The organism is Actinomyces sp. SKVG-SVH-4(1) (assembly GCF_048514265.1).
Lineage (GTDB): Bacteria > Actinomycetota > Actinomycetes > Actinomycetales > Actinomycetaceae > Actinomyces > Actinomyces oris.
In genome coordinates, this window is record NZ_JBGEVE010000002.1 from 1 (window position 1) to 17,559 (window position 17,559).

General features: G+C 68.6%; 14 protein-coding genes, 2 tRNA genes and 1 other RNA gene. 6 read left to right on the plus strand and 11 right to left on the minus strand.

Annotated elements, in window-relative coordinates:
• The 4 genes from AB7V09_RS01995 to AB7V09_RS02010 all read right to left on the minus strand — a co-directional run.
• Positions 1-786: DUF1266 domain-containing protein (locus AB7V09_RS01995; RefSeq protein WP_419142783.1), on the minus strand; the 786-nt coding region annotated here is incomplete at its 3' end.
• Between the two features lie 87 nt (positions 787-873).
• Positions 874-2,046 carry an aminotransferase class I/II-fold pyridoxal phosphate-dependent enzyme gene (locus AB7V09_RS02000; protein WP_009405745.1) on the minus strand — a complete coding sequence of 391 codons (1,173 nt, stop codon included), beginning with the start codon at positions 2,044-2,046 and terminating at the stop codon, positions 874-876.
• 127 nt (positions 2,047-2,173) lie between these two features.
• Positions 2,174-2,258, minus strand: a tRNA-Leu gene (locus tag AB7V09_RS02005).
• 38 nt (positions 2,259-2,296) lie between these two features.
• Positions 2,297-2,388 (minus strand) — tRNA-Ile (locus AB7V09_RS02010).
• A 203-nt stretch (positions 2,389-2,591) separates the two neighbouring features.
• Between AB7V09_RS02010 and AB7V09_RS02015 the strand changes: the two genes are divergently transcribed.
• Both AB7V09_RS02015 and AB7V09_RS02020 read left to right on the plus strand, forming a co-directional pair.
• Entirely contained in the window at positions 2,592-3,494 is a 903-nt protein-coding gene (locus tag AB7V09_RS02015) for a Nif3-like dinuclear metal center hexameric protein (protein WP_419142784.1), read from the plus strand.
• Positions 3,495-3,540: 46 nt separating this feature from the next.
• Complete coding sequence (locus AB7V09_RS02020) at positions 3,541-4,275, plus strand: zinc ribbon domain-containing protein (RefSeq protein WP_419142785.1); 735 nt, start codon at positions 3,541-3,543, stop codon at positions 4,273-4,275.
• A 35-nt stretch (positions 4,276-4,310) separates the two neighbouring features.
• Here AB7V09_RS02020 and AB7V09_RS02025 read toward each other — a convergent pair whose 3' ends face one another.
• Positions 4,311-5,120 carry a YaaA family protein gene (locus tag AB7V09_RS02025; RefSeq protein ID WP_419142786.1) on the minus strand — a complete coding sequence of 270 codons (810 nt, stop codon included), beginning with the start codon at positions 5,118-5,120 and terminating at the stop codon, positions 4,311-4,313.
• Positions 5,121-5,207: 87 nt separating this feature from the next.
• Here AB7V09_RS02025 and rnpB point away from each other — a divergent pair.
• Positions 5,208-5,598, plus strand: an RNA gene (gene rnpB, locus AB7V09_RS02030) — RNase P RNA component class A.
• Positions 5,599-5,686: 88 nt separating this feature from the next.
• Here rnpB and AB7V09_RS02035 read toward each other — a convergent pair.
• The 3 genes from AB7V09_RS02035 to panB all read right to left on the minus strand — a co-directional run bounded on the left by AB7V09_RS02035 (position 5,687) and on the right by panB (position 8,901).
• Positions 5,687-6,547 carry a hypothetical protein gene (locus AB7V09_RS02035; RefSeq protein ID WP_419142787.1) on the minus strand — a complete coding sequence of 287 codons (861 nt, stop codon included), beginning with the start codon at positions 6,545-6,547 and terminating at the stop codon, positions 5,687-5,689.
• Positions 6,548-7,041: 494 nt separating this feature from the next.
• Positions 7,042-7,947, minus strand: coding sequence for a type I methionyl aminopeptidase (map, locus tag AB7V09_RS02040; RefSeq protein ID WP_419142788.1), 906 nt, complete (start codon positions 7,945-7,947; stop codon positions 7,042-7,044).
• A gap of 105 nt (positions 7,948-8,052) precedes the next feature.
• Positions 8,053-8,901, minus strand: coding sequence for a 3-methyl-2-oxobutanoate hydroxymethyltransferase (gene panB, locus AB7V09_RS02045; RefSeq protein WP_075379030.1), 849 nt, complete (start codon positions 8,899-8,901; stop codon positions 8,053-8,055).
• 204 nt (positions 8,902-9,105) lie between these two features.
• Between panB and AB7V09_RS02050 the strand changes: the two genes are divergently transcribed.
• The 3 genes from AB7V09_RS02050 to AB7V09_RS02060 all read left to right on the plus strand — a co-directional run bounded on the left by AB7V09_RS02050 (position 9,106) and on the right by AB7V09_RS02060 (position 14,801).
• Entirely contained in the window at positions 9,106-10,437 is a 1,332-nt protein-coding gene (locus AB7V09_RS02050) for a glutamine synthetase family protein (RefSeq protein ID WP_004564746.1), read from the plus strand.
• Positions 10,438-10,455: 18 nt separating this feature from the next.
• On the plus strand, positions 10,456-14,052 hold the full coding sequence (locus AB7V09_RS02055) for a bifunctional [glutamine synthetase] adenylyltransferase/[glutamine synthetase]-adenylyl-L-tyrosine phosphorylase (protein WP_419142789.1): 3,597 nt from the start codon (positions 10,456-10,458) through the stop codon (positions 14,050-14,052).
• A 95-nt stretch (positions 14,053-14,147) separates the two neighbouring features.
• Entirely contained in the window at positions 14,148-14,801 is a 654-nt protein-coding gene (locus AB7V09_RS02060; protein ID WP_009406468.1) for a histidine phosphatase family protein, read from the plus strand.
• A 12-nt stretch (positions 14,802-14,813) separates the two neighbouring features.
• On the opposite strand, the gene AB7V09_RS02065 is transcribed toward AB7V09_RS02060, so the two are convergent.
• The 3 genes from AB7V09_RS02065 to AB7V09_RS02075 are packed head-to-tail and all read right to left on the minus strand — an operon-like array spanning position 14,814 to position 17,500.
• Positions 14,814-15,614 (minus strand): amino acid ABC transporter ATP-binding protein, encoded by an 801-nt coding sequence (locus AB7V09_RS02065; RefSeq protein ID WP_141406899.1) that lies wholly within the window; start codon positions 15,612-15,614, stop codon positions 14,814-14,816.
• The gene (locus AB7V09_RS02070; protein ID WP_419142790.1) at positions 15,611-16,576 is read right to left on the minus strand and encodes an amino acid ABC transporter permease; all 966 of its coding nucleotides are present in this window, start codon (positions 16,574-16,576) and stop codon (positions 15,611-15,613) included. Before AB7V09_RS02070 ends, AB7V09_RS02065 begins: the two co-directional genes overlap by 4 nt.
• Before the next feature lie 3 nt (positions 16,577-16,579).
• On the minus strand, positions 16,580-17,500 hold the full coding sequence (locus AB7V09_RS02075; RefSeq protein ID WP_419142791.1) for an ABC transporter substrate-binding protein: 921 nt from the start codon (positions 17,498-17,500) through the stop codon (positions 16,580-16,582).
• Between the last annotated feature and the right edge of the window lie 59 nt (positions 17,501-17,559).

A 17,559-nucleotide genomic window follows, 5' to 3' on the forward strand; every position in this document is an offset into this window, starting at 1 on the left:
GCGGTTGAGGTCGTGCAGGTCGTTGAAGTGCTCGTCCTTGCCGCTCGTGGAGTTCCAGTACCAGCGTGCCAGCCGGAACGACTCCGACACCTGCGTCCAGCTCCGATAACGCTCTCGCAGCCCCTGATCCAGGATCGCGAGCGTGTCCCAGGTCTCGTCCTCGGTCAGCCACCCCAGCGCGAATCCACAGCGCGTCAGCATGCCGGCACGCACCAGGTCCCAGGCGGAGAAGTCCACGTTGCGGATGTCGCGATCATTGTTGAGCATGCGCTCGAGGCGCCACAGTGTCTCTGCTGCGTCTGAGGATGACTCGGCAGTCTCTCGTAGTTCGTGGCGTTCGGCCTCCGCCAGGGAGGTGTCGACCCAGCGGGCGCGCTCGGCATCGAAACTGGTGCGGTGCCCGGAGGTGATGAGCCAGTGGACCTGGTAGAGAAGGTCGGCGCGCGAGCACACTCCCCAGTCGAGGGAGAGCATGGTGCGCGTGCCGTCAAGATCGGAGCAGGCGAGCCGGTCCCACGGGTCCCGGCGGCACAGGGAGTACGGCGCGCAGATCGCCAGGAGTCGCTCATGCGGGCCAGCGGTGAACTCCTCGGGCTCGGAGTGTCTGACGGGTCGATGATGCTCGGTGAGCTCATTCCATGTGGACTCCTCACCTCGGTGCGGGGCCGAGGCTGCCTTATCGCGGCGCAAGCGTATTTTTTGATGGATTGATTTGGAAATCTCGACGGTGGCGATCACTCCAAAAAACACCAGCGCGGCGGAGAGGAGCAGGGTCTGCATGGACATGACGAGAATTGTGCAACATGTGAACAGGTGGTGCCACATTGATGTGCACGGCTCGACATCGGATTATTGAGTTGAATGCCAGTTTATTTACAGACTGTTGATGAAAGCCTCGAGACGCTTCATTCCTTCGTGCAGCTCGTCGCGGGAGGCCGCGTAGGACAGTCGAACGTGGGTGCGGGCCGTGGTCGTGGAGAAGTCCTGTCCCGGAGTGAGCGCCACATGCGCCTCCTCCAGGGCGCGGTGACAGAAGGTCTGGGCGTCAAGACCCGTGGAGGAGACGTCGAAGTAGACGTAGAAGGCGCCGTCGGGCAGGACCGGGACCGGAAGGCCGATGCGTTGCAGCCCGTCGAGCACGATGCTCCTGCGGGCGAGGAGCTCTTGTCTGCGTTGCTCGCACACGGAGATGGATTCGGGGGAGAAGGCCGCCAGCGCGGCCTGCTGAACGGGCGTTGAGGCGCACAGGAAGTAGTTGACCGCCAGGTTCTCGGCGGGGGCCACGAGTTCCTCGGGAAGAATCGCCCAGCCCAGGCGCCATCCCGTCATCCCGAAGTACTTGGAGAAGGAGTTGATGACGATCGCATCAGGGTCGGTTTCCAGGACGGTGCGCGCAGGCCTACCGTCCTCGCCTGGATCAGCCAGGCCCAGGTAGATCTCGTCGACGATCCGCCAGGCGCTGCGTTCGCGCGCCAGCTCGCAGATCGATGCCAGCTCCTCGAAGGGGATGGATGTGCCTGTGGGGTTGGACGGGGTCGCCAGCATCACCGCGCTCGTCTGAGGAGTCCATGCCGCCTCGGCTGCGGCCCGGTCCATCTGGTATCGGCTGGCAGAACTGGTGGGTGCCAGAACGATCCGGCCGCCGTAGGTCTCCACCAGCTGCCGGTTGCAGGGGTAGGACGGGTCGGCGATGACGACGTCGTCGCCGGCCTGCGTGGTGGCGGCGGCCACCAGCAAAAGCGCCGACGACGCACCAGTGGTGACGACGATCCGGGCGGGATCGACCTCGACGCCGTGCCTGTCCCGGTAGAAACCCGCAATGGCCTCACGCAGGGCGAGCAGGCCCAGGGCGGGGGAGTAGGGAAGTGGCCGGCCGTCCATGATGCGGCACATCTCCTCGCGGACCGCGGGAGGGGCGCCGAAATCAGGCTCACCCAGGCTGAGCTTGGCGATCGAGTGGCCCTCCGCCTGGAGGATTCCGGCGCGTTCGCCGATGCTCATCGCATAGAAGGGCTGAGCGGCTGTGGCCCGGGCGGCGATCTTCATGACGACTCCTTGACGCGGGGGCAGATACAGGACCAGTGTCCCCCTTCCGGTAGCGGGAGGGCAAAGGTGTGTTGATGGGACGCCGATGTGTCGAGAATCGGAGGTGAGGGTTTGTATAGCGATGCTGTGGTGCCTCCGGCGGGACTCGAACCCGCACGCCCGTAGGCAGCGACTTTTAAGGTCGCGGTGTCTACCGATTCCACCACGGAGGCAGGACGCACCCCAGTATGTGAGTAATAAGGGGCGTCAGTACCCCCACTGGGATTCGAACCCAGGACCTTGTGCTTATCAGGCACGATACGAGGTATAAGCTCGCTGCTCTAACCGCTGAGCTATGGGGGCGCGGCCACGACATCGACGGCGTCGAGGAGGCCGACGCTGCCGGCACCGGAGGGGGCCGGCAGCGCGGAAGTAGGTTACCCCAGACGGCGGCCGCGTCGGTCGTTTTCCTCACTGTGTTCCGTCAGGTACGCCCGCGCGCAGGCGCCACGCTCCGTTGCCCCTGACATCTCAGGAACTGCTCGCCATGCCGCTAGCCTGGTCGCATGAGTCACACTCCTGCACCCGCATCCCCTGAGGTCGGACCCGGGCCAGCACGCAGCACGTCGGAAGGCCACCTGACCGTCGGTGACGTCGTCGCCCTCGTGGAGGCCGCCGCTCCTCCCGGCCTGGCCGCCTCCTGGGACTCCAACGGGCTCATCTGTGGCGACCCCGCCGAGCCCGTGCGCAGCATCCTGCTGGCCGTCGACCCGGTGACTGCCGTCGTCGACGAGGCCATTGATGCCGGAGTCGACATGGTCATCACCCACCACCCCCTCTACCTGCGCGGTACCGACCACGTCGCGGCCACCGACCCCAAGGGCCGCAGCGTCCACCGCCTCATCCGCGCAGGCATCGCGCTCCTCAACGCCCACACCAGCCTCGACGCCGCCCACGGGGGAGTGGCCGACGCCCTGGCCGAGCGCGTCGGTCTCGTCTCCACCGTCCCCCTCGAGCCCGACCCCACCTCCCCGGATCAGGGCATCGGACGGATCGGCACGCTCCCGCAACCCGTCACCCTGCGCCGGTTCGCCGAGGGCGTCGCCTCAGCCCTGCCCGACTCCGCCCCCGGCCTCCTCGTGGGCGGGGACCTGGATGCCGTCGTCGAACGCATCGCCGTCTCAGGTGGGGCGGGCGACTCTCTCCTGCAACGGGCCCGGCAGGCCGGAGCCGACGTGTTCCTCACCGCCGACCTGCGCCACCACCCGGCCTCCGAGCACCTCGAGGATGGCCGCCCCTATCTCCTGTGCGGAACCCACTGGGCTACCGAGTGGGTCGGCCTGGAGCCCCTGGGGCGCAGGCTCACAGAGGACGCTCACTCCCGTGGAGCCTCCCTGGCCGTCCAGGTCTCCCGCATTGTCACGGACCCCTGGGCGCTGCGCCTGCCGACCGGAACAGACCGGGCATGAGAGGATTCGCAGCAACAACTTGTACGCACCTGAAGGAGCACACGCCGTGACCAGCGCCCCCATCGCCCAGCAGCGCCTTCTCATCGACCTCCAGGACCTCGACTCCCACCTGGCACGGCTGCGTCACGAGCGCAAGCACCTTCCGGTCCTCACCCGCATCGAGGCCGTCATCGAGCGCCTCAAAGCCAACAAGCGCGCAGCCATCCGGGCCGAGGCCGCCCTCGACGAGGCCAAGAAGCAGGCCACCCGCAGTGAGGACGAGGTCGGGCAGGTGGCGCGCCGCGCCGAGGTGCTGCGCGAGCGCCTCCACTCCGGCAGCAGTGCGGCCCGCGACCTCTCCGCCATCCAGGGGGAGATCGACCAGCTCGGCCAACGCCAGTCAGCCTTGGAGGAGGCGCAGATCGTGGCCATGGAGGCCCTCGACTCCGCCCGGCAGGAGGCGGAGCGCCTCAGCCAGGAGGAGTCCGAGATCCGGGCGGCCGGCCGGGAGCTCACCGCCAAGCGCGACGCCGAGTTCGCCCGACTCGATGACGAGATCGAGTCCCTGGAGAACCAGCGGGCAGACCTGGCCGGAACCATCGAGGCGCCCCTCCTGGCGGACTACGAGGCCGTGCGCAGTTCCACGGGTGGGCTCGGCGCAGTCGCCCTGAGAGGACGCACCGTTGACGGCGGTGCCGTCGAGATCAGCCCCCAGGAGCTGGCCCGCATCGTGGCCGCCCCGGCCGAGGAAGTCATCCACGCCGAGGAGAACGACGTCATCGTCGTACGGATGGACATCTGACGGCGCGGCCCACCTGAAGCCGGCCGCGACCGGCTTCAGCGGGTCACCAGGGTGAGAGCCCGACGCCCCAGCTGGTCCGGCTCGCCGACCTCGACGTCGTCGATGCCCTCCAGACGCCCGGCGATGGCTGCGATGTCGTCCACGTGGACGTGCTCAGGCACGGACCCGTCGGCGACTGCCCTGAGGAGCTCCCCGGTGAGCAGCCCGCGAGCGTGCTTGGCCATGTGGGAGACCACCTTGCGCGAACCGTCGTCCGCGGTGCGCACCACGCGTACGCTGACGACCTCAATGCCGTCGCGCGCGGACGGCTTCCACGCGGCCGCATAGTCCGCCGACCGACAGTCAACCACCAGTCCCTGTGCAGCCATCTCAGTGAGCGACGGCGCCAGGTGCTGCTTCCAGAACGCCGGCAGGCGCCCCGGTCCAGGCAGGGATGTGCCCATCGACAGGCGGTGGTCGGGCACCAGGTCAGTGGGGGACAGGATGCCCCACAGTCCCGAGAGAACGACGCAGTGGCGCTCCAGAGCAGCCCGGCCGGCCGCCTCCTCGGCGATCGAGTCGAGCCGGGCGGCCTCGTACAGGACCCCGGTGAACAGCTGATGGGCGGGGACACAGGGCGAGGTCTCCAGCGTCAGGTTCGTTGATACCTGCGCGGCGCTGCGTGGCCCCAGTCCCAGGACGGAGGCTCCCTCGGCACTCCGGCTCACCTCAGCCAGCGCGGACATCACCTCGCGGCGCGCAGCAGTGAGCCTGTCCGCGTCCAGTAGCGAGTCGAGTTCCAGTGACGGTCCACTGGCAGGAGCGGTCTTTCCCTCTGAGGGAGGCAGCAGGATCAGCACCCGCACATGATAAGCGGCTCCCAGCAGGTCAGGGGCCGACGGCGAGCGAGGCTCCGTGCTGATGCCCCACGGCGCTACACTGACCCGTGCGGACGAGCCGACCGGGCGGCCGCGGTACCGCCACCGCCTTCATAACGGTGGCGGGCTGAGGAACGTCCGGGCTCCACAGAGCAGGGCGGTGGCTAACGGCCACCCGGGGTGACCCGCGGGACAGTGCCACAGAGAGCAGACCGCCCATCGGAAACCGGTGGGTAAGGGTGAAAGGGTGGGGTAAGAGCCCACCAGCGCGGCGGGTGACCGTCGCGGCTCGGTAAACCCCGCCCGGAGCAAGACCGCACAGCTGGCGTTTGAAGGCTGCTCGCCCGAGTCAGCGGGTAGGTCGCATGAGGCCGCTGGCAACAGTGGTCCAAGATGAATGGTCGCCACCGCCCAGGCCGGTAACGGCGGGCGGCAACAGAACCCGGCGTACAGGTCGGCTCGTCCGCCCCATAGAACCTGTTGAAACGGCTGTGGCCCGCCAGGATGATCCTGGCGGGCCACAGCCGACACATGGTCAGAGGCGGGTAGCGCGTTTACTTCGCCGCCACGTAAACCTCATTCTTGTTATCCACCTGAGAGAAAGCGCTCACTGTGAATGCGCCCTTCTTCTCATTAGCTGTGGACGAGTCAACGAGGAAGACGAAATCACCCTTCGCCTTGCCGCCGTCGCGGGGCATGCTCTGCCGGGAAAAGAGAGACTTTCCGCCGACAGACGACGTCGGTTGTGCCGTGTTTCCGTCGTGGGTGTACCCCACCTGCAGCCTGTACTCGTCGAACTGTCCTTCACCGTGGTAGGTGATCTCAACGGGGACGCGGATATACACCTGTCCGGCAGGGGGCTCATCGTAGCCATACGGGCCTGAAGCGGCCTTGAGGGTCTCATTGGCGTTCCACTCGACATCGCCGAAGGTGACATCAACCGAGGCGTTCGGGTCGTCGTCGTACTTACCGGCATTCAGCGTGATCGGCCCGGCCTTCGGGTCGAGGGGGTTCTTCTCGTTGGAGCCCGGGTCGTTGCTGCCCGGCTTGCTGTTCTTGGTGGTCTTCTTCTGATCCGAGCTGTCAGTCTCGTCAGAGTCGCTGGTCTTCTTCTTGGAGTCAGAGTCAGAGTCAGCCTTCTTCTGGCTCTTCGGCTCCGAGGTTGACGTGCTGTCCGCCTTGTCGTCCGACTCGCTGGAATCGCCCTTGAACATGAAGATGCTTCCGATGACCAGGGCGACGACGACGACTGCAGCGATACCGGTCCAGAACCACCACTGCTGGGTCAGCGGCTTGGAACCGTTGCCAGCGCCGGCCGGAGCGGCGGCATTGGGCTGCCACCCGCCAGTGGGAGGCTGCATGCCTCCGGCAGCCCCCTGGGGCTGGTAGGGCGTGGGCGACTGGGCGTAGTCCATGTTGGCCGCGTAAGGGCTGCCCCCAGTTGCGGGAGCGCCGGCGTAGTCCCCGGAGGGGGCGGAGGCCGACATGCCTGTCGGGTCGGCAACCGGTGACGCAGTGCTCAACGACGCCGTCGGGGCGGTCGACACCGCCTGGGTCGGAGCCCACGCCGGGTCGGCCTCGGAAGCCGCGCCTGCGGCCGAAGCAGCGGAGGCGGCGGAGTCGTCGACCCAGATCTGCCAGCCCTCTGGAGCCGGTCCCCAGGCCGGGTCGGGCTGCCAGCCTGCAGGCGGTTCGAAGCCCTCGGGTGGCGCGGGCCAGTTCGGCGGTGGATTGAAGCGCAAAGCCATGAGAACCTCCGGGAGGAAATAAACAGGGAGAAACCCGCATGGGTTTCCTGGGCAGAATAGAGATGTCCGCTACTCAAGGACCCTACGTCGTCACCTTATCGTGAGGCAACGTGACGGCGCTCGATCGTCCTGGATGTGGATGGGTAGCGATACCCACTGCCTCAAGGCAGGGTGAGCACCTCGGCGCCGTCCTCGGTCACCACGAGCGTGTGCTCGAACTGCGCAGTACGGGAACGGTCCTTGGTGACCACCGTCCAGCCGTCGTCCCACTGCTCCCACTCGATGCCACCGAGTGTGAGCATCGGCTCGATGGTGAACACCATGCCCGTCTCGATGACGTCGTCGTGCAGAGGGGCGGCGTCGTAGTGGGGGATGATGAGGCCGGAGTGGAACGCCTCCCCGACGCCGTGTCCGGTGTAGTCGCGCACCACCCCGTAGTCGAAGCGCTTGGCGTAGGCCTCGATGACCCGGCCGATGACGTTGACCTCGCGCCCCGGCTTGACGGCCTTGATGCCCCGCTCCATCGCGGTGCGGGTACGTTCGATGAGCAGCTCCGTCTCGCGGTCGACCTCGCCGACGGTGTAGGTGGCGTTCGTGTCGCCGTGGACCCCGCCGACGTAGGCGGTGACGTCAAGATTGATGAGGTCTCCCTCGTTCAATCGGGTCGAGTCCGGGATGCCGTGGCAGATGACCTCATTGATCGAGGTGCAGATCGACTTGGGGAAACCCATGTAGCCCAGGCACGAAGGGTAGGCGCCGTGGTCGCACAGGTACTCGTGGGCGATCCGGTCGAGCTCGTCGGTGCTCACCCCCGGGGCGATCGCCTTGGCGGCCTCGGCCAGGGCGCGGGCGGCCAGCCGCCCCGCGACCCTGATCCGCTCGATCGTCTCGGCGTCCTTGATCTCCGAGGCCGTGACGCGCTCGGGGCCGTCGTGGAACATGTATTCGGGGCGTGCGATGGACGCAGGCACATGACGCTCAGGACTGAGCGTCCCGGGAGTCAGCGTGCCACGCGGCGCGCGGTCGGCCAGTGAGGCCGAGGACGCAGGGGAAGCCGAAGAAGTCATGGTCGTAAGCATAGGAGGAGGCATCCGGTTCGCGGGACCTTCCCTCCAGCCTGTGGTTCAGGGCCTCCACCATGACGCTGTGGGTCTTATCACTGTCAGGAACCGTCAGGAGCTGAACCAGTGCTTCTCCGCGGGGAAGGACTCCTCGCGCACCGCGGCCCCGTAGTCGGCGGCCGCCTGCCTCAGGGCCTCGCCGACCTGTCCGAACTGGTGGGCGAAGCGCGGAGACCAGTCCGTCATCCCGGCCATGTCCGTCCACACCAGGACCTGTCCGTCGCAGCGCGCGCCCGCGCCAATACCGATCGTGGGGATCGTGAGCGACTCGGTGACGCGCGCGGCCAGGGGCTCGGGCACCATCTCCAGGACCAGGGCGACCGCCCCCGCCTCTGCCAGCGCCTGCGCGTCGGCCATCAGCACGTCAGCGGCCTCGCCACGGCCCTGAACCCGGAAGCCGCCGAGCATGTTGACGCTCTGCGGGGTGAACCCCAGGTGCCCCACCACCGGGATGCCCGCCTGGGCCAGTGCCCTCACGCTGGCTGCCCGGGGGGTGCCGCCCTCGAGCTTGACGGCGTTGGCCCCCGCCTTCATGAGACGCACCGCGCTGGCCAGTGCCTGCTCCGGACCGGCTTCGTACGTGCCGAAGGGAAGGTCGGCCACTACCAGGGCGCGCTTGGTCGCCCGGGCCACTGAGCGGGTGGCCACCACCATCTCGTCGAGCTCCACCGGGAGTGTGGAGTCGTGCCCCAGCATGACGTTGCCGATGGAGTCGCCCACCAGCAGCAGGTCGGTTCCCGCCGCATCCAGGATCCGGGCGGTCACGGCGTCGTAGGCGGTGAGCATGACCAGCTTGGTGCCGTCCTTCTTGGCGGATGCCAGGTGATGAACGCGCACGGGCTTGCCGCCTGCGACGATGGGGGCGGATGAAGGTCCGTAAGGGGACTCGGGTGTAGCCATGATCCGAGGCTACCGGAGGTCACCGGGCGTCCTTGACGGGCTGAGTCGCCCGCCCAGTTCGCGGCCGGCTTGTCCCACAGGCGGCGATGCACGAAACCTGCCTGACGCACCCGCGCACTAGGCTGGACCGAGCAGAACGTCTCAGGCGCAAGAACGCCGGCCACGCCGTCGGCCCGCTGCCGCACCCCACGCTGAGGAGGCACCATGGACAAGCAGCAGGAGTACGTGCTCCGAGCCATCGAGGAACGCGACATCAGCTTCATCCGCCTGTGGTTCACTGACGTCTCCGGACAGCTCAAGTCCGTGGCCATCGCACCGGCCGAGGTCGAGAGCGCCTTCGAGGAGGGGATCGGCTTCGACGGATCGGCGATCGAGGGGCTCACGCGCGTCTTCGAATCCGACATGCTGCTGGCCCCCGACCCCTCCACGTTCCAGATGCTGCCGTGGCGGGACGGGGACAACGGCGTGGCCCGCATGTTCTGCGACGTCCTCACGCCCGACGGCGAGCCGGCCCGCACCGACCCGCGCTCGGTGCTCGAGCGTCAGCTCGCCCGGGTCGCCGAGGCCGGCTTCACCTGCTACATCCACCCGGAGATCGAGTTCTACCTGGTCAACCGCGACGCCGACGGGCGCATCCGCCCCACTGACGACGCCGGCTACTTCGACCACGTGCCCGGGGGCACTGCCCACGACTTCCGCCGCCACGCCATCCTCATGCTCGAGCAGATGGGGATCTCGGTGCAGTTCTCCCACCACGAGGGTGGCCCGGGCCAGAACGAGATCGACCTGCGCTTCGCCGACGCCCTGTCGATGGCGGACAACATCATGACCTTCCGCGCCGTCGTGGAGGAGGTGGCCCTCAAGGAGGGCTGCCTGGCGACCTTCATGCCCAAGCCCTTCCCCAACGAGTTCGGCTCGGGCATGCACACGCACTTCTCCCTTTTCGAGGGTGACCGCAACGCCTTCTTCGACCCCGCCGGCCAGTACCAGCTCTCCGCCACCGGTCGCTCCTTCATCGCCGGACTGCTGCACCACGCCTCGGAGATCACGGCCGTCACCAACCAGCACGTCAACTCCTACAAACGCCTGTGGGGAGGGGACGAGGCCCCCAGCTACGTGTGCTGGGGCCACAACAACCGCTCCGCCTTGGTGCGCGTCCCCATGCACAAGCCCGGCAAGGCCCAGTCCGCGCGGGTGGAGTTCCGCGGCATCGACTCCTCGGCCAACCCCTACCTGGCCTACGCGGTCATTCTTGCCGCCGGCCTCAAGGGCATCGAGGAGGGCTACGAGCTCCCCCCCGAGGCCGAGGACGATGTCTGGGCCCTGTCAGAGATGGAGCGCAGGGCGCTGGGGATCCACGCCCTGCCCACCTCGCTCAAGAGCGCGGTCGCCGCCATGGAGCGCTCCGACCTGGTGGCGGACACCTTCGGCGAGGACACCTTCGAGTTCTTCCTGCGCAACAAGCGCCGCGAGTACCGGGCCTACGACGCCCAGGTCACCGACTTCGAGATCAGCCAGTTCTTCCCGCGCGCCTGAGCGGAGCAGGAGACAGCTGTGAGAGACCGCAGCGAGAAGCGAGCGCCGATCGGGTCCCCCTCCCGGCACAGCTCCTCGCCCAGGACCCTGCTGCTGCGGGCCGGATTCCACGACGCGGCCCGCGCCGGAAAGCTCCTGGGCGACCCGGCGCTGCTGCCCTTCCTGCCGGACAGCACTCAGGCCGACGACGTCGGTGAGGTGAGTGACCACGGTGGGCGCGCCTTGGCGGACCGCTCCACACGGCCGGGTGGCCGACCCACTGAGATACGGCTGGGGCCTGAGCGTGAGGAGCTCATTGACTCCCTAGCACTCACCGCGGACCCCGACATGGCTCTGCTCAGCCTCGTCCGGCTCGCCGAGGCCGCCACCGCGGCCGAATCAGCTCACCGGGCATCGGTGGGCGGTGTCGAGACTGGGGGTACGACGACGCCAGCAGCACTTCTGTGCAGCGTCATGAGCGATCCTGCCGCAGGGCCGCGTGAGCACAGGCGCCGCCTGCTCGCGGTCCTGGGCGCCTCGCAGGCCCTGGGCGACTTCCTCGTGGCCCATCCTGAGCGCCTCACCGCGCTCGCGCCTGACAGGGCGTGGGACGCCCCGCAGGAGCCCGGCGCCGGTGAGGCGCTGCAACGGGCGGTCCGCGACGCGCTGGGGCAGGCCGACCCCGTGAATGCGGACCCCTCGGACAGCGACGAAAGGCCCCCACACCCGGGAGACGCTGCCGTCAGCCGGGCGACCGCGGCGCTGCGACGCGCCTACCGGGACCGACTCACGGCGATCGTCGCCGATGACCTCACCAGCGCCGACCCGATCGAGCACGTCCCCACCGTGTGCCGCCGCATGACCGAGCTTGCCGACGCCGCCCTGGACGCGGCCCTGCTCGTCGCCCGCGCCGTCGTCGGACCACGGGCCGACGACGTGGCCCTCGCCGTGATCGCCATGGGAAAGACCGGGGCCCGAGAGCTCAACTACATCTCGGACGTCGACGTCGTCTACGTCGTCGGCCCCGCCCACGAGGCCTGCGGTGCTCAGGAGCCGATCAGCGAGGAGCGCCTCGTGGAGGTCGGCACGCATGTGGCCACCGAGCTCGCCCACGTCGTCTCCGCCACCGCCCCCGAGCCGCCCCTGTGGCCGCTGGACACGGCGCTGCGTCCCGAGGGCAAGGACGGTGCGCTCGTGCGCACGCTTGACTCCCACCTGGCCTACTACCGCAGATGGGCCGCCTCCTGGGAGTTCCAGGCCCTGCTCAAGGCCAGGGCCTGCGCCGGCGACGTCGAGCTCGGGGCCCGCTACGAGCAGGGCGTGGCGCCCTACGTGTGGGAGGCCAGCAGGCGGGAGAACTTCGTCGAGGACGCCCGTGCCATGCGGCGCCGGGTGGAGAAGGAGTCCGTGCCGCGCGGAGGAGTCGACCGGCGTATCAAGCTGGGCCCCGGGGGACTGCGGGACGTCGAGTTCACTGTCCAGCTCCTCCAGCTCGTCCACGGCCGCTCCGACGAGAGCCTGCGCGTGCGTGCCACCCTGGAGGCTCTCGACGCTCTCAGCGCAGGCGGATACGTCAGCCGCACCGACGCAGCGGCCTTGAGCGGCTGCTACAAGGCCCTGCGGCTGCTGGAGCATCGCAGCCAGCTCTTCCGGCTGCGCCGCACCCACAACCTTCCTGAGAAGGAGGAGGACCTGCGCCGTGTCGAGCGGGGCATCAGTGACTGCCTGGGCCGCGGAGACAGCCTGTGGGAGGACTTCAAGGACCTGCGCCGGCGGGTACGGGCCCTCCACCAGGAGATCTACTACCGTCCCCTACTGGCCTTCGCGGCCGCCCTCAGCGCCGATGAGATGGCCCTGAGTCCTCAGGCGGCGCGCGAGCGTCTTGCCGCAGTCGGCTACGCGGATCCCGACGGGGCCCTGCGCCACATCCAGGCCCTCACCGAGGGGGTCAGCCGCCGCGCCGCGATCCAGCGCCAGCTGCTGCCGGTCATCATCGGCTGGATCGGTGGGGGAGCCGACCCCGATTTCGGTCTGCTCTCCTTCCGGCGGCTGTCCGAGGCCATCGGGGGCTCGCACTGGTACCTGGCCATGCTGCGGGACTCCCCGGTGGCGGCGCGCAGACTGTGCCAGGTCCTCTCCAGCGCCCACTGGGCCACCGAGCGCCTCGCGGAGTTCCCCGAGTCCATCGCCTGGCTCGACGACGACGACGAGCTCGCCCCCCGCCGATCCGGCGCCCTGGCGGAGGAGATCGCCGCCGTCCTGCGCCGCCGCAGCCTGACCGGCCCCGATGACGCTGCCCTTGCCGAGCAGGCGCTCGAGGCGGTTCAGGCGATCCTGAGAGTGCGCGCCCGCGAGGAGGTACGGGCCTCACTAGCGGACTGCCTGGACGGTATCGACCCCGCACGCACCGCCTCCATCCTCTCCGACGCCACCGACGCGGTCCTGGCTGGGGCGCTGACCGTGGCCACCGGGCTGGTCATCGCCCAGCGTGACGGGTTGGAGGCCGTCTCCGCCGGGCCCGACGCCAGCGGGTGCTGGCAGGCCGCCCGCGCCCGCCATGCCATCATCGCCATGGGACGCCTGGGAGGCCGCGAGATCGGGTACGCCTCGGACGCGGACGTCCTCTTCGTCCACCAGGCCCGCGACGGGGCGGGTGAGGAGGATGCCGCCCAGGAGGCCGAGGCCGTCGCCAAACAGGTCATGGGACTGCTGGCCGCGGCGCTCCCGCACCCCCTTGAGGTGGACTGCGATTTGAGGCCCGAGGGACGCAACGGCGTCATGAGCCGCTCGCTGGACGCCTACCGCGAGTACTACGGCCGCTGGTCCGCCCTGTGGGAGCGTCAGGCACTGCTGCGCGCCCGTCCCTGCGCCGGAGACCGAGACCTGGGTCGGCGTTTCGAGGAGCTCATCAACCCGCTGCGCTGGGCGCAGGAGGGGCTGGCGCCCCAGGACCTGCGGGAGATCCGCAGGATCAAGGCGCGGGTGGAGGCCGAGCGCCTGCCACGGGGCATTGACCCGGCCCGCCACCTCAAGCTCGGTCCCGGTGGGCTCAGTGACGTGGAGTGGAGCGCCCAGGTGCTTCAGCTCGCCCACGCCGGTCGGATACCCCAGCTGCGGACCACCTCGACCGTCGGCGCGCTCCAGGCCGCGGTCCAGGCCGGGGTACTGAGCGCGGATGGCGGGGGAGAACTGGTCGCGGCCTGGATCCTGGCCAGCCGCCTGCGCTCGGCGATCGTCCTGGGAACCGGGCGCGCCTCGGGGCCGCGCTCCCAGGTCCTCCCCATCCAGAGCCGGGAGATCCGTCTGGTGGGGCGCCTCATCGGCCTCAGTGCGGGCAGGGAGCGAGAGCTCGAGGACCTCTACCGCCGCAGCGCCCGCCACGCGCGCGCAGTGGCCGAGCGCATCGTCTTCACCGACGCCGCCCACGGCTCCACCGCTTCAGCGCCGTCGAGCACCGTGTCAACGGCTCAGCCGCACAGCCAGGAGTCACCGCCGCCACGTTCAGCAGGCTCGGCCCGGAGCTCTCGCGCACGGTCCCGCCGAGATACTGGGGCGGCAGCCTTCAAGGGCTCCAGACGGGCCAGCCGTCCCCGCACCACGAGAAGGCGACCGGAGGGACCCTACCCCTGGAGCTGACCGGGTGCAGACGGCACCGGACGCAGGTCTTTGGGCGATGAGGATCGCACCGTCGTCGTGGGTCCCCGCGCTACGAACCTGGCAGACTTGCCGCCGTGAGGCTCATTCTTGTACGCCACGGTCGCACCGAGGCCAATGTCATGCAGGCACTCGACACCGCCTTCCCCGGAAATCCCCTGGATGAGGTGGGACTGGGGCAGGCCGACGGATTGCCGGACCGTCTGGATAAGGCCGGACTGCTCGAGGGGCTGGGGTCACTGTGGGTCTCCCCGATCCTGCGCGCCAGGCAGACCATCGCCCCTATCGAGGCCGCCACCGGCCTGAGCGCCACCGTCGACTCGGGACTGCGTGAGGTTCTGGCCGCCGACCTGGAGATGAACACCGACGCGCGCTCGGTGGCCTGCTACGTGGACACCACCCGGGCTTGGATGGCGGGGCGCCCCGCCTGCCGCATCCCCGGCTCCCCGGAGAATGGGCACGACACGCTTCAGCGCTTCGACGAGGCCGTCGACCGCATCTGCGAGCAGGCCACACGGGCGGGAGACTCAGCGGCCCTGCTCGTCTCCCACGGCACCGCACTGCGTCTGTGGACCTCCCTGAGGGCCGCGGCCGGAGGTGGCGTGGACCCGCTGTGGGTCGCTGACCGCCCCATGCACAACACCGGGATCACCGTCGTCGACGGCGATCCCGGCGGTGGATGGAGCCTGACCTCCTGGGATGACGGGGCCTGGGACCAGGCCCCCTCCTGAACCGGCCCGCCCCTACAGGACCGAGGAGAGGAAGGCCCGGGTGCGTTCGGCCTGCGGATCGTCCAGGACCTTGACGGGGTCACCGGACTCGCAGATGACACCGCCGTCCATGAAGATCAGCTGGTCGCCGACCTCCCGGGCGAAGCCCATCTCGTGGGTGACCACGACCATCGTCATGCCGGAGGCGGCGAGGTCCTGCATCACCTGCAGCACCTCACCGACCAGCTCGGGGTCCAGGGCCGAGGTCGGCTCGTCGAAGAGCATGAGCTCGGGGTCCATCGCCAGGGCCCGGGCGATCGCCACTCGCTGCTGCTGGCCGCCGGAGAGCTGGGAGGGGTAGTGGTCGAGGCGATCCCCCAGCCCCACCCGCTCCAGCAGCTCGATGCCGCGCTCACGGGCCTTGGCCTTCGGAGTCTTCTTGACCAGGACCGGTGCCTCCATGACGTTCTGCAGAGCCGTCATGTGGGGGAAGAGGTTGAAACGCTGGAAGACCATCCCGATCTTGGCGCGCTGAGCGGCGCGGGCCTTGTCCGACAGGGCGTGCAGCTCGATGCGCCCCCTGCGCTCGACCTCACGCATCCCGATGAGCTCGCCGTCGACCTTGATCCGGCCGGCGTCGATGGACTCCAGCTCATTGATGCAGCGCAGCAGCGTGGACTTTCCCGATCCCGACGGGCCGATGAGGACCGTCACCGAACCGGGCGGGACGATGAGGTCGATGCCCCGCAGCACGTGCAGCTCACCGAAGAACTTGTGCAGGTCGCTGATCTCGACCTTGGGCGTGGCGGCTGCTGCCTGGGCGGATGTGCTCATGGGGTGACCTCCAGGAAGGGATCGTCCTTGGTGGTGTGCGCATCGAGGATGGCCTGCTGACGGGCCGACAGGCCCCGGCCCGAGGAGCCGGAGGACTTGTCAGAGTCGAAGCCCTTGCCGTAGTAGCGCTCGATGTAGTGCTGTCCCACCATGAGGATCGAGGTGATGATGATGTACCAGATGGCCGCGACCAGAAGCAGCGGAATGATCTGGTAGGTCAGCGACGCGTAGGAGTTGGTGACGAAGGTCAGATCCAGGGTGAAGGGGACCGCCAGCACCAAGGAGGTCGTCTTGAGCATGGAGATCGTCTCGTTACCGGTGGGCGGGACGATGACCCTCATCGCCTGGGGAAGGACGATCCTGCGCAGGATCTGGCCCCTGCTCATGCCCAGGGCACCGGCGGCCTCGCTCTGGCCCTTGTCCACCGAGTTCAGGCCCGAGCGGACAATCTCGGAGAGGTAGGCGCCCTCGTTGATGCCCAGCCCCAGGACCGCCGCGACGAAGGGGGTGAAGACCGTCGTCGTCTTGAAGGTCAGCAGCTCGGGACCGAAGGGGACGCCCAGACTCAGCTTCTGGTAGAGCGCGGACAGCGCACCCCAGAAGACCAGCTGGGTGTAGATCGGGGTGCCACGGAAGAACCACAGGTAGGCCAGCGCCACCCAGCGCAGGACCGGGTTGGAGGACTGGCGCAGGACCGCCGTGGTGACCGCGAGCACGATGCCGATGGCCATCGCCATGAACGTCAGCAGCAGCGTCCAGCCGACGGCCTTGACCACGTGGACCTCACGCAGGAAGAACCAGACCGTGGACCAGTGGAACTTCTCATTGGTGACCAGCCCGTGGATGAGCATGGCCCCCAGGACCGTGACGATCGCGGCACTGATCCACGTCCCCGGGCGGGGGACGGGCTTGGGATTGTTGAGGACGACCTTGTCGTCCTCAGAGGCGGGTGAGGCGGTCACTGCTCACTCCTTCACTGCGGGATTGAGTTCTGCGGTGGTCAGGGCGGCGTCCTTCACGCCCCAGTTGTCCAGGATCTTCTGCCAGATGCCGTGGTCCATGAGGTACTGGACGGCGGCCTGGATCGCGGCGGTGAACTGCGGATCGGCCTTGGCGGTCACCACACCCTGGGGGGCGGCGTCCTCGATCTCACCGAGGGTGACGATCTGGCCATCGGTCAGCTCGACGGCGTAGCCGGCCACGGTGGAGTCCGAGTAGGTGGCGTCGATGGTGCCGCCCACCAGGCCGGTGGTGGCCTCGGACTGCTTGGAGTAGGAACGCACGGACAGCACCGGCTTGCCCGCCTGCGCGCACTTGTCGGCGGCGTCACGCATGGTGGTCTCCTGGGCGGTTCCCACCTGGACGCCGATGGTCCGCCCGCACAGCTTGAGGTGGTCGGAGGTCTCGACGCCCTTGGGGTTGCCGGCCTGGACGTTGAACCGCGAGCCCACGTTGATGTAGGCGGTCATGTCGACCTCCGCGGTCCGTTCGGGGGTGACGGTGAAGGAGGAGATGCCGGCGTCGTACTTCGAGCCGATCGAGGCGATGATGGAGTCGAACTCGGCGGTGTGCACCTGGCCCTTGACGCCCAGGACGGCGGCGATCGCGTTGGTCAGGTCGACGTCGTAGCCCACGGCCTTGCCCGAGGGGTCGAGGAACTCGGCCGGCGCGTAGTCCGTGGAGGCGGCCACGTCGAGGACACCGTCCTCAAGGGCGCCCTGAGGGAGCTTGGCAATGATGTCGGGCTGCGCCTGGATCGACGAGGTGTCGAAGGAATGGATCTGCGAGCTCCGGTTCGCGTTCCAGTCAGCGGCGTTGGTGCATCCGCTGAGGACCAGGCAGGCGGTGGCTGCCAGCCCGAGGGAGGCGTGATGGCGGATCCTCATCATGGGATCTCCTCTTCGGAGTGGATCAAGACAGAGAAAGAATATCCGCAATGCAGTAT

Bases quoted from the DNA above. Each gene is read 5' to 3' on its own strand.
- AB7V09_RS02000 (WP_009405745.1), bottom strand. From the start codon at position 2,046: ATGAAGATCGCCGCCCGGGCCACAGCCGCTCAGCCCTTCTATGCGATG.
- AB7V09_RS02015 (WP_419142784.1), top strand. From the start codon at position 2,592: ATGAGTCACACTCCTGCACCCGCATCCCCTGAGGTCGGACCCGGGCCA.
- AB7V09_RS02035 (WP_419142787.1), bottom strand. From the start codon at position 6,547: ATGGACTACGCCCAGTCGCCCACGCCCTACCAGCCCCAGGGGGCTGCC.
- map (WP_419142788.1), bottom strand. From the start codon at position 7,947: ATGACTTCTTCGGCTTCCCCTGCGTCCTCGGCCTCACTGGCCGACCGC.
- panB (WP_075379030.1), bottom strand. From the start codon at position 8,901: ATGGCTACACCCGAGTCCCCTTACGGACCTTCATCCGCCCCCATCGTC.
- AB7V09_RS02050 (WP_004564746.1), top strand. From the start codon at position 9,106: ATGGACAAGCAGCAGGAGTACGTGCTCCGAGCCATCGAGGAACGCGAC.
- AB7V09_RS02065 (WP_141406899.1), bottom strand. From the start codon at position 15,614: ATGAGCACATCCGCCCAGGCAGCAGCCGCCACGCCCAAGGTCGAGATC.
- AB7V09_RS02075 (WP_419142791.1), bottom strand. From the start codon at position 17,500: ATGAGGATCCGCCATCACGCCTCCCTCGGGCTGGCAGCCACCGCCTGC.